This is a genomic window from Rossellomorea aquimaris, assembly GCF_000935355.1.
Lineage (GTDB): Bacteria > Bacillota > Bacilli > Bacillales > Bacillaceae_B > Rossellomorea > Rossellomorea aquimaris_B.
Window position 1 is genome coordinate 116,787 of the sequence record NZ_JXZC01000008.1, and the last position, 10,882, is coordinate 127,668.

A 10,882-nucleotide genomic window follows, 5' to 3' on the forward strand; every position below is an offset into this window, starting at 1 on the left:
TGTGCCAAATTGTGAATAACTGGAATCATTATCGTTCACCACTGGCAAAGATCTAATTCAATCACTTTCTTACCAAACAAAAAAAACGCCGGCTCCCCAAAAGGAAACCGGCTCAATATGAAGACAATAAGGGGAACGACTGCTTACTTTACTCACTGCTACACATGTTTATCTCTAACGAGGTATGGTTGAGGCATGTTGCGGTGACCATTGGAATTTGAGACAGCTGCTTATTAGGTTGGTTGGATTGTTCGTATGGAAAGAATTCTGGGTGAGGTCGTTTTACTTATGACGAGGTTTTCAATGCTGGATTCGGGTACTCGTATCCTTGCTCGAGGGCAGTCACCCGTTGAGATAAATAGAAATTTTCGACATTCGCTCTTGCTACTTTTTTGATGAGGTCTTCTGTTAATTTTTCCATTCGGACAATTCTTTGTTCAAGATCTTGCAGTGTGGCCACAACTCCATCTCCCTTTTAAAAATGTTAGAATGGTAATTCGATTGGCTCTTTTTTGTTTGGATCGGAAGCATTTACCGGCTCTCGTTTGCTGTCCATAAACCTGACATTTTCAGCGACGACTTCCGTTACATACGTGCGCTTTCCCTGATCATTTTCATAATACCGGGTTTGTATGCGACCGGTCACTCCAACGACAGATCCCTTTCGGCAATATTTCTCCATATTATCGGCTGCCCGGTTCCAAATGGTGCAGAGTACAAAATCTGTATCAATTTGGCCTTTTTGATTCTTGTAGTTGCGATTCACGGCTATCGTTGCGTTAAGTATCGATTTTCCTTCCATTGTTTTTCTTGTTTCGGGGTCCTTGGTCAGCCTTCCAACGATGGTCACTTGGTTGATCAATTGGATTCGTTTCCTCCTTTCTCATATGATGCTCTCATCTTACAACCATCTCTCTCATCTTGTAAAATCATGGATTTCCGAAATTCGAGGCAAAAATGGCTTGAATTTTGGAAATTCCCCTAGGGAGATTTTGCGTTTTTTGACCGAAATCGGGTTCATAAACACAAAATTGCATCTTTCGTCCTTTTTTTCATCGTGGAATTTGTTAGGGAAAACAATTCCTACTATGATATAATTTTATAAAACCTTTAAATGGGAGATGTTCGTTCATGAAAACCTTTAAAGTTATTTCACTGCAAGTAGTGGAAAACGATGAACTGCGTGACTTTGAAATTGTGGACGGTCTGATTATAAATAAAGAAGATGGACAAAGTACGTGGCTTGTCGAAACCTATTTGTCCAATGAATATATCGAATTTTTTCAAGAGGCTCAGCAAAGGAATGAGGATTTGGAAATCCAAGTCGTGATTTCCCATAAAGCAAACGATCCGGCTGCTTTCATGACCTCCATCCGTTGTATTAAAGAAATGGATGATCATATTAGCATTATGTTTGAGGGGAAATTGAAGAAACAGCGCAATGAATATGCTGAATTATTACTTGATGACTTAGTGCAAAAGGGGTATTCGGGCGAGGAATTAATCCGTGAATTCCGTGAGAAAATGGTATCGAAACCGCGTATTCCGGCAACTGCAAAACCCAGCGTTTAATTATACGAAATTATGTAATATACACACTAAACGTATATGATATAATTGGATTATATCAATTTATAATATGAAGTTCTTAGGTAGGTGTCCCCTGTGATTGGAGAAAGAGTAAAGAAATACCGACAAGAAAAAAGGATGTCCATGACAGAGCTTGCTGAAAAAGCCGGTGTCGCTAAGTCATATTTGAGTTCAATAGAGCGTAACCTTCAACAAAACCCTTCCATTCAATTTCTTGAAAAAGTTTCAGCTGCTTTAGGGATTCCGATGGATGCTCTTTTACATGATCAACCTGAAGATCAAAATATTGATCATGAGTGGCTTAAAATTGCTGAAGAAGCAATGGATTCGGGTATTACAAAAGAACAATTCCGTGAGTTTATTGAATTTAACAAATGGAAGTTAGGCAATAAATAAAGTCTTGCGATCGATTCGCAAGACTTTATTTATATTAAATCACTTTGTACTCGGCTTTCATTTCCTGAGTTTGGTTATGAAGAAATTCTCTGATTTCTTTTTTAGAAATTCCGGCGTCTAGGGCTTGTTTGATAAGTTCCATCCATTCAAGATCAAGTTCACGTTTCGTCAATATAAATCCCTCCCAAAATACATGTATGTATTCCAGGCAATCCAGCCATCATAGTTCTCCAATAACCACACCTTCACCTTTCCTTCAAGAAAATCGTGAAGATATGCCTACTTTATAACCTTAGATCTGTGACTTTGCGTCCTTATCTTTCGATAAGTTTGCCTTTATCTGACTCTTCCCTTAGAACTAATTCGATTATACTAATAAAAGTTCTGTTCATTTGTTGAATTTTGTCAATTTTGTAAATATTTTTTACCCTTTTTTCCTACATTTTAATCCAAATTCTGACAAAAATAAAATAATAAGGGGTTTTTCATGGGGAAAATTAAGCTAATATGTGTCGTAAAGCTACGAATACATGCTATTTTTATAGCTTTCCAGCTTTTTTCTTAGAGGAAGGACTTTTTTATTAATATTTTGGTAATTACTAGGATTATAGAACGCTTGGTTTGATAAGTCAAATCCGCATGTGGGGCAGAGCCATTCGCCTAATTCAGTACTACTGTAGGATGGTCTGGTGCAACGGGTACAGGTCTTTTTGTACATAATATCACCTCTTGTATCAATATGTTTCTTTCTTTTTTCGTATGATTCTATTCAAATATATGAATAGTAACCCTGCAGTTGTAAGGGAAATTCCAAGTAATAGTAATTTATAAATATTGGTCGCGGTGTTAGGTAAATTCATTCCATATGATGTGATTGGTTTGAATGGAGTTGTGCTCTTCTCTGATTCTGCTCTATCACTAATTGGTGTTGTAGAATTTGTTTCCTCTGAAGGTTGTTGGGGTAAAACGGACTCTGCCATTATACGGATCTCAAATACTGCTGAAGTATTTTGATAATCGTTCCCCAGTTCATAGGGGATCATAATTGAAAATATTAAATCTTTACTATCGCCTCTTTTCAATAATGCCGGTGAAAATCCGTTAAAGTTTTTCAGTTTCTCATCAAATAGTAAATTCGTTGTACTATCCTTATAGACTTTTAAATCTAATTCATTAAAAAGCTTCTTATCAGGTTGCTTACTGTTTACTTGAAAAGAATAGCTTATGTCTTCCGTTCCTCCATTTTTAATCGTTAACGTTTTTTCCGTCCAATCCCCGGGCTTCATATTATCTATTTTAAAAAGGAATGCTTCATCAGGGATTACTATCAGATCCACTTCGCTCGCTGCAGCCTTTTGAATATTCACTATTCCTGAATAAATAAAAACTACAGTCAACAGAATTACTAGTTTTTTATAATTCATATTTTCATCCCCTGTACAATGTACTTGTTTGAAGACATTAATGTAGGTTCATCACTTCTTGTTCTTTTTAAAGAACTTTATAATTCATTATAAGATTCTAATTCCTAAATTAAAATCCTCAAAAACGTTCAATACACTAAAATAATGAACAATTATCACTCATTTCCTCACTGTTGCTTTCATTTATTAACATTTCTGTATTTTATAAAATACAATTTGTTCTATATAATGAATAAAACGATTGCAAAAGGAGTAATATTCATGGTAGGTGAGCGCATTAAGAAACTGCGTGAGCAGAAAGGATTAACAATTAATGAATTAGCATTTCATTCTAATGTTTCTAAGTCTTACATTAGCTCCATAGAAAGGGGGCTGCAGAAAAACCCCTCTATTAAAGTATTAAAAAAAATTGCACTCACTTTGGATACTTCACTAGAAAATATAATCTCTGCGCATAATAAAGTAATGATTCTTGGCGAAGAATGGATTGAACCCCTTGAACATGCTATTGAGCACGGATTAACCAAAGAAGAATTTCATGACTTCCTTTCTTTCATTCAATTCAAAAGGAGTAAGCATAACAATGAATAGACTACTATTAGTTATTGGATCTATTCTTCTAATCATAGGATTAGGTTGTTCCGTTTTCGCTATTTCTAAGATAAATAAACAAGAAGGTGCTCAGTCTGAGACCTTAAATGAGGCAAAAAAAATCATTCTAAATGATTCTAATGGAAGCTTAGAAAGTCTTGAAACAGTCAATATGCAATATAATTTTAAAAGAGGAGATGTGATAGGGGTTTTGAATATTCCTAGATTAGAGCGTGAAGTTCCAATTATTTCAGGTACTAATGAAGATGAATTAGAAAGAGGAGTTGGTCACGTCTCATCAACTAAACTTCCTGGACAACAAGATCGAATTTTCCTTGCTGGTCATCGGGATACCGTATTCACACAAATGGGGGAATTAAGAAAAGGGGATATTTTAACCATTCAGTTGAAGACCGGTGAGTATGAGTATGAGATTTTTGAGACATTGATTGTGGATGAGAGTAATCTATCCGTCCTTGAGCCCACCACTCCCGAAGAAATCCTCACCCTTTCCACCTGCTATCCTTTCGAATATCTTTCAAGCACAGAGGAGCGTTATATCATAAATGCCCGAAAAATATATTAAAACGCAGAGGCTATGCTTGCCTCTGCGCCCTATATTACTCGTCCTTATTATCCGGATCCTGCATATCCTTATCATCTTCTACAGCGTCTTCTTCAGGCGTGTTGTTATCCTTCGCTGCATCTTTGTCACCTGGCTCGTTTTGGTCTTCTGACTCAGGTAAATTCTCTTCACCCATGTCGCCGTCATTCTCGTTCATACCATCTTCTTCAGGCATTTCTTCTTCTGTTGGTGCCTCATCTTCCGGAGGAGGCTCCTGGTCTGCATTACATCCTACAAGAAGCATGGCAGCAAGTGCTGATCCACCAAGAATAGATAATAATTTTTTGCTCATGATGTATTACTCCTTTCTAACGTGTATGTTAGTTAATGTAAGACCGTTACTTTGGTCTTTCGTTAGCATTCCCTGAAAAAGAATTAACTTGCATTTTGAAGGGAACTTTTTTGGAGAAATTTTATTTGAGCATTTGACAAAAAAAACGGGCCTGAAGTGAACGAATCACACCAAACCCAGTTACAAACAGACTATTCTTGTTTATCTCCAAGAGCAAACATCATTTCCAATTCGCAGGCAACCTCACCATCAACCGTCGCCACGCCTTTGCCTTTACCGATAGGCCCTTTAAAGCGGATCATTTCAACCTCAAGTCTCAGCTGATCTCCCGGCTTTACTTGGCGCTTGAAACGACATTTATCAATGCCTGTAAAGAAGGCTAAACGCCCACGGTTATCCTCCACTTTCAGCATGGCCACAGCTCCGACCTGAGCCAGTGCCTCTACAATCAGCACACCTGGCATAACAGGATAATCAGGGAAATGTCCATTGAAAAACTCCTCATTCGCCGTTACATTCTTAATCCCCACTGCTTTCTTGCCTTCTTCCACCTCAAGGATTCTATCCACCAACAAAAACGGATAACGATGGGGAATGATTTCTTTAATTTGATTAATATCAAGCATTTAAAACTCCTCCTACCAATATGTATGTACACCTTATTGTATCTAAAGTGAATGTGGAAAGGCAACAACCTGGAGAGGGACGGACCTCATCAAATTACCCATCTGTATCAAAAGCCTATGAAGTCAGGGTTCTATTAAGAAGAATCGCAAGTTAGAGGTCCGTCCCTACATTTATACCTCCGTGAAAAAGGATCGCCTCTTCATACAAAGAGTGCGATCCTTCAATAGTTATGGTTATGTTGTTGGCATTTTATCTGCTCCGAAAGGGACGGACCTCGAATACTAAGCTCCATTACAATGACCCCCCGTGATATCAGGAATCTTTGCCCTAAGCTGAATATTTCGAGGTCCGTCCCTCAGAAAGTTAATTTTTTTTGACGATGTCGATGATGTGCTGCCAGGTTTCTGCTTTGAATACGTCGGCTGCTTTGCCGTCTCCGATGCCTGCAAAGCCTATGACGGCACCCAGTGCGAGACTTCCTGCAAGAAGAAGGATAAACAGAAGGATTCTGAGCCAGATCGGCAGCATGCGCACACGCACCCAGCGCGTCGGCTTGGATTCGTCCTTTTGCTTGACTTTTTTTTCTGCTTTTACTGATTCTCTTGTCGTTTTCTCTTCTTGTAGTAGCTCTTTTTCACTCATAGCATTTAACTCCTTTTAGCGTATCCCATTTACAAGGCCCATCATTTGATCTGCAAGGGAGATCGAGCGGGCCTGAAATTGATATGATCGTTGGACATTCAGCATGTCCGTCATTTCTTTGCTTATATCAACGTTTGATGCCTCTAACGAATTCTGGATCATTGAGATATCAGCACGTCCTCTGCCAAGGACATTCGTTACGATTTCATCTTCCGTAACACCCAGCCCGTCCAGGTTCACTGGTAAACCTAACAGGTTACCGCCAAACTGCTGAAGGAACTGAGGCTTTTCAACCGTGACGATTCCCAGGTTGAATTGCTGATTAGCTTCGCCTGAATCCATAACCGTCAGCGTTCCATTGTCCCCTAACTGAAAGGAAGAAGCATCTTCTGAAAATGTAATATAGTTATCGTTCTCATCCAGGACCGGCAAGCCGCTTCCGTTTACAAGCATCGCTTCACCATTCCCGGTTGGACTGACAAAGAATGCCCCGTCCCTCGTATAGCGCACGGCACTCCCGTTATCATCAGCAGCAAGGACTTTAAAGAACTGACCCTCATTTGTTAAAGCAAAATCCAATTGGCGGCCCGTTGATTTTAAAGATCCCTGGTTTAAGATCAGTTGAGACTGTGAAAGCTTTGCACCACTGCCTTCCCGTATTCCAAGGGGGGTAAGTCTACCTGGCTCAAATTCATCTATACGTTGATTCTTAACCTGCTGCACAAGTAGCTCAGAGAATGTCGCTTCCCTTCGCTTATATCCAATTGTATTTGCATTCGAGAGATTATGACCAATCATGTCCATTTGTTTCTGCAATTGACCTAATGTGTTGGTTGCTGTAATCATCGTTCGATTCAAGACGTGTTCCCCCCTATTATAAGGTATTCAGTGGCGAAATTCATTTACAATCTTTAACTATCAGTTGACCCGTCCAATTTCGTTCGCTGCTTTTTCCATACTTCGATCATACGCTTGAAGGACTTTTTGATTCGCTTCAAAGGCTCTGTACGCTGATAACATATCCGTCATCGTACGGGAAGCATCCACATTGGATCTTTCAAGAAAGCCCTGCTTGATGGTAAAAGAAACATCGTTTTCCTCATAAGCATTTGGAAGAGGCTCATTGCCTTCTGTCGCAAATAACCCGTCTCCCTCTTTCACAAGTCGATTGGGATTGTCTGAATAGCCTACGCCTAAAGAAGCCACAATGCTTCCATCGACAACGATCTGTCCTTTTTCCCCAACCGTGAACTGCTCACTGTCCAGTTGAATGCGCTCACCATTTTCATCCAGAATATAATAACCGCTGTTCGACGTTAAAAAGCCGTTCCCATTCACAGTCAGATTCCCGTTTCGTGTATAGCGTGGATTGCCATCAGCACCTTCCACCGTGAGAAAAACGGATCCAATTGTCCCTGTTTCCCCATTTGTCGGCATGGAACCGTCCAGTAGTGCAATGTCCAAGTTTCTTCCTGTTTCCTGAAGGTCTCCCTGAAGAAAAGAAGGAATCGCTTCTTGCATATACACACCCGTATTAAGAGGTCCCACCTTTTGATTAAAAGGAAGGGAAAGTCCTTTCTCTGTCGGGATGGATGTTGAATCCATACGTTCCAGGAGCATTTCAGGAAATGCCCGCATGGATGCCTGATCCGCTTTATAACCCGGCGTATTCGCATTTGACATATTGTTCGTTAACATTTCAGTCTTGCGTTGTTGAGAAAGCATTCCTGATGCTACAGTATAAAATCCTCGAAACATGTTTTCCACCTCGTAACTGTGTCAGCCGTTTTTATATCGGATGAATGGTGCGATATTTTTATAAGAAAAATTTATCCAATTCGTCTTCTTGAAATTTTATCGATGTTTTCGAGCATTAAACCGGTTCCGACCGCTACGCAATCCATAGGGTTTTCAGCAATGAGTACCGGTACTTTCAGTTCTTCTGCAAGAAGGGTATCCATTCCGTGAAGAAGTGCTCCCCCGCCTGTTAAAATGACCCCGCGGTCAATAATATCCGCTGATAATTCCGGTGGAGTCTTCTCAAGGACATTTTTAGCAGCCTGTACAATGACAGCAACCGATTCACGAAGAGCCCCTTCAATTTCCGTAGCTGTCACGGTAATGGTGCGAGGAAGGCCAGATACCATGTCACGTCCGCGGATGCTCATTTCTCTCCGTTCTTCATCAAATGTTTCTGAGAATACTGTACCAATGTTCACCTTGATATCTTCAGCAGTACGTTCCCCGATCAGAAGCTTGTACTCTTTTTTAATATAGTTGAGGATTTCTTGGTCAAACTTATCCCCTGCCATTTTAATGGACTGGCTTGTCACGATGTCACCCATGGAAAGAACCGCTACATCCGTCGTTCCTCCACCGATGTCGACGACCATGTTTCCTGTAGGATTGAAGATATCCATCCCCGCTCCAATGGCTGCCACTTTCGGTTCTTCTTCTAAGTAGATCTTCTTACCGCCGCTCTTCTCAGCCGCTTCCCTGATCGCCTTCTGCTCTACACTCGTGATGTTCGTCGGGCAGCAAATCAAGATTCTTGGCTTAGAAAGAAACCCTTTTACATTCAATTTATTGATAAAATGCTTCAGCATCGCTTCTGTCACATCAAAGTCAGCAATGACCCCATCTTTTAACGGACGGGTCGCCACAATGTTTCCAGGAGTACGCCCGACCATGCGACGCGCTTCTTCCCCAACTGCTAATACCTTACCTGTATTCTTATCCAAAGCCACAACCGATGGCTCATTCAAGACAATCCCTTTACCTTTAACATGAATCAAAACATTAGCCGTACCAAGATCAATCCCAATATCTTTCGCGAACATCTTGTGTTTCTCCCTTCTTCTTCTACAATTCATCATTATTTTCATCTATGGTTTCATCTTTATGTCATTACGTTAAAACGTTAAGGCAAAACTTTCACCTAATTAATTATTTTACCATAAATATGTCGAATGTAGGTATTGTATGTCAAAAAAATGTATTGATATTGTTATTTATTTGGAAAAGTATAGGGATATAGGAGGGGGAATGTTACAGGGATGTTAAGGTTTGGTGAAGTTGGGGGGGGAGGCAGGTGTTGATCGTACCTGGTACAATTCAGGGGTTTTGTACCAGGTACAATCCAACGTATTTGTGCCTGGTACAATCCATTCTTTTGTTTAACAGTTAAAGTAAGCCAAAAAGTTGACTGTTGAACTTTAGAGAATATTTAACAGGTAAAATAAAATAGAAATTCAACTGTTAAAAAAACACGAAATTTCAACAGGCAAAGTCGCTTCGCAAAACCCCTCCATTCCTCCTTCTAAAACAAAAACACACCAAGCGTGACCCATTTTTCTGGGGCTTGGCGTATTTTGGTTAGCTGTGGAGCTCTTCTTTTTTGTATTTCTGCTTCGTCGCTTCTCCACCTCGTAGATGCCGGATAGATTTATGATAATCAAGTATTGTTTTGACTTCATTTGCGAGTTCTGGATTAATTTCTGGCAGTCGTTCTGTTAGATCTTTATGGACAGTACTTTTGGACACGCCAAACTCCTTCGCAATTACACGAACAGTTTTTTTCGTCTCCACGATATACTTACCAATCTTGATTGTTCTCTCTTTGATGTAATCGTGCACACCACTCGACCTCCCTAAATTGGATGTGAGAAGTGTGAAATGAGACCCGCTTTCGCATCAATGAAATAGTACAGACCTCTTGCACTTATGGACACATGTGCAAGCGGCAGAAAGCCTTATTTAATCCACGGCAGCTTCCTGATGTTACAACGTATAATCAAATATTCAGCTGATGATCAATGGTATAATGACGATTCCTCACCTCAAACACTCTCTATTTTGATAGGTTTGTATCATTTTATTAGCTTGTGCCCACATATATGCACAAAAAACACAATAAGGACAAGGTTTGAGGTTAATTTTCTGAAAAATCACTCTTAGGGACGGACCTTCACATGGATTAGTGGAAGAAGTGCTTGGGCCAGATATGTTCCAGACCCGGATTCCCATCCCTTCACCCACGCCCTCGGCTGACCTGGACCAACTCTCCCCAGGTCTCCACCTTTCGATCCCTTAACAGCTCCAGCAATTCTACAAACAGATAAGCCGTCATAAGAGCATCGTTTAACGCCCTATGTCTTGGATATACCCGAGTCCCAAAAACCTGGGCATACCTTTCAAGATCTCTCATATCATATGAGGGCGAGAGAAATCCGATAAGATTAAGCGTGTCTATGCTTGGGGACATCTGAAGATGATACCCTGCCCGTTTCAGTTCACTCTTCAGCACGAGTTCATCAAAGCTTACATAGTGTCCAACCAAACTATTCACGTTATTTCCTTCTAAAAAATTGAAGAAGTCACGAATGGCATGGGAGGCTACCGGTGCTTTTTCGACATCTTTTGACCGAATTCCAGTCAGCTGATTTATTTCCTGAGAAATGAGTCGATGAGGATTGGAAAATGTCTGAAATGTGATGTTTTCCTTTACCTCATACCCTTCTACTTTAACCGCTCCGATTTCCAGCATCCGGTCCTCTGCTCCAACGCGGAATCCAGTCGCTTCCGTATCAAATACAATAAATGTAAGGTCTGCAATTTTCCTGTTCAGGGGGACTGAATCATAGTGGAGCGGACACGAGATCTTTTTCTTTGAAAAAATGAAGATCTTCACACCCC

The 10,882-nt window shown here is 40.3% G+C and carries 16 protein-coding genes and 1 riboswitch; of the genes, 4 read left to right on the forward strand and 12 right to left on the reverse strand.

Annotation, left to right across the window (positions count from 1 at the left end):
* Window positions 1–286: 286 nt before the first annotated feature.
* Window positions 287–460, reverse strand: a complete 174-nt coding sequence (locus tag TV75_RS21925) for a hypothetical protein (protein WP_156142501.1) — start codon at window positions 458–460, stop codon at window positions 287–289.
* A gap of 24 nt (window positions 461–484) precedes the next feature.
* Window positions 485–862: a single-stranded DNA-binding protein gene (locus TV75_RS16860; RefSeq protein ID WP_044339964.1), complete on the reverse strand. Its 378-nt coding sequence runs from the start codon at window positions 860–862 to the stop codon at window positions 485–487.
* 269 nt (window positions 863–1,131) lie between these two features.
* On the opposite strand from TV75_RS16860, the gene TV75_RS16865 reads away from it, so the two are divergent.
* On the forward strand, window positions 1,132–1,572 hold the full coding sequence (locus TV75_RS16865) for a YwpF-like family protein (RefSeq protein ID WP_044339965.1): 441 nt from the start codon (window positions 1,132–1,134) through the stop codon (window positions 1,570–1,572).
* Between the two features lie 93 nt (window positions 1,573–1,665).
* Window positions 1,666–1,986, forward strand: coding sequence for a helix-turn-helix domain-containing protein (locus TV75_RS16870; RefSeq protein ID WP_044339966.1), 321 nt, complete (start codon window positions 1,666–1,668; stop codon window positions 1,984–1,986).
* A gap of 34 nt (window positions 1,987–2,020) precedes the next feature.
* Here the strand turns inward: TV75_RS16870 and TV75_RS21625 are convergent, their stop codons facing one another.
* The gene (locus tag TV75_RS21625; protein WP_082051332.1) at window positions 2,021–2,158 is read right to left on the reverse strand and encodes an anti-repressor SinI family protein; all 138 of its coding nucleotides are present in this window, start codon (window positions 2,156–2,158) and stop codon (window positions 2,021–2,023) included.
* A gap of 32 nt (window positions 2,159–2,190) precedes the next feature.
* Window positions 2,191–2,331: riboswitch (cyclic di-GMP riboswitch) on the reverse strand.
* A gap of 389 nt (window positions 2,332–2,720) precedes the next feature.
* The gene (locus TV75_RS16875; RefSeq protein WP_052504601.1) at window positions 2,721–3,410 is read right to left on the reverse strand and encodes a hypothetical protein; all 690 of its coding nucleotides are present in this window, start codon (window positions 3,408–3,410) and stop codon (window positions 2,721–2,723) included.
* 261 nt (window positions 3,411–3,671) lie between these two features.
* Here TV75_RS16875 and TV75_RS16880 point away from each other — a divergent pair, with 261 nt between their 5' ends.
* The gene (locus tag TV75_RS16880; protein WP_044339967.1) at window positions 3,672–4,001 is read left to right on the forward strand and encodes an XRE family transcriptional regulator; all 330 of its coding nucleotides are present in this window, start codon (window positions 3,672–3,674) and stop codon (window positions 3,999–4,001) included.
* Window positions 3,994–4,587 carry a class D sortase gene (locus TV75_RS21930; protein WP_044339968.1) on the forward strand — a complete coding sequence of 198 codons (594 nt, stop codon included), beginning with the start codon at window positions 3,994–3,996 and terminating at the stop codon, window positions 4,585–4,587. The genes TV75_RS16880 and TV75_RS21930 overlap by 8 nt, the downstream gene beginning before the upstream one ends.
* 34 nt (window positions 4,588–4,621) lie before the next feature.
* Here TV75_RS21930 and TV75_RS16890 read toward each other — a convergent pair whose 3' ends face one another.
* From TV75_RS16890 to TV75_RS16925, 8 genes are all read right to left on the reverse strand, one after another.
* A complete protein-coding gene (locus TV75_RS16890) occupies window positions 4,622–4,918 on the reverse strand; it encodes a hypothetical protein (protein ID WP_044339969.1) in 297 nt (98 codons plus the stop codon).
* 191 nt (window positions 4,919–5,109) lie between these two features.
* A complete protein-coding gene (gene fabZ / locus TV75_RS16895) occupies window positions 5,110–5,544 on the reverse strand; it encodes a 3-hydroxyacyl-ACP dehydratase FabZ (RefSeq protein WP_044339970.1) in 435 nt (144 codons plus the stop codon).
* A 364-nt stretch (window positions 5,545–5,908) separates the two neighbouring features.
* Window positions 5,909–6,187: a DNA-directed RNA polymerase subunit beta gene (locus TV75_RS16900; RefSeq protein WP_044339971.1), complete on the reverse strand. Its 279-nt coding sequence runs from the start codon at window positions 6,185–6,187 to the stop codon at window positions 5,909–5,911.
* A gap of 15 nt (window positions 6,188–6,202) precedes the next feature.
* Window positions 6,203–7,045, reverse strand: a complete 843-nt coding sequence (locus tag TV75_RS16905; protein WP_044339972.1) for a flagellar hook-basal body protein — start codon at window positions 7,043–7,045, stop codon at window positions 6,203–6,205.
* 60 nt (window positions 7,046–7,105) lie between these two features.
* Window positions 7,106–7,945 carry a flagellar hook-basal body protein gene (locus TV75_RS16910; protein ID WP_044339973.1) on the reverse strand — a complete coding sequence of 280 codons (840 nt, stop codon included), beginning with the start codon at window positions 7,943–7,945 and terminating at the stop codon, window positions 7,106–7,108.
* Between the two features lie 71 nt (window positions 7,946–8,016).
* Entirely contained in the window at window positions 8,017–9,027 is a 1,011-nt protein-coding gene (locus tag TV75_RS16915) for a rod shape-determining protein (RefSeq protein WP_044339974.1), read from the reverse strand.
* A gap of 535 nt (window positions 9,028–9,562) precedes the next feature.
* Window positions 9,563–9,823, reverse strand: a complete 261-nt coding sequence (gene spoIIID, locus TV75_RS16920) for a sporulation transcriptional regulator SpoIIID (RefSeq protein WP_032086905.1) — start codon at window positions 9,821–9,823, stop codon at window positions 9,563–9,565.
* Window positions 9,824–10,217: 394 nt separating this feature from the next.
* Entirely contained in the window at window positions 10,218–10,877 is a 660-nt protein-coding gene (locus TV75_RS16925; RefSeq protein WP_082051334.1) for a 3'-5' exonuclease, read from the reverse strand.
* Window positions 10,878–10,882: the final 5 nt, after the last annotated feature.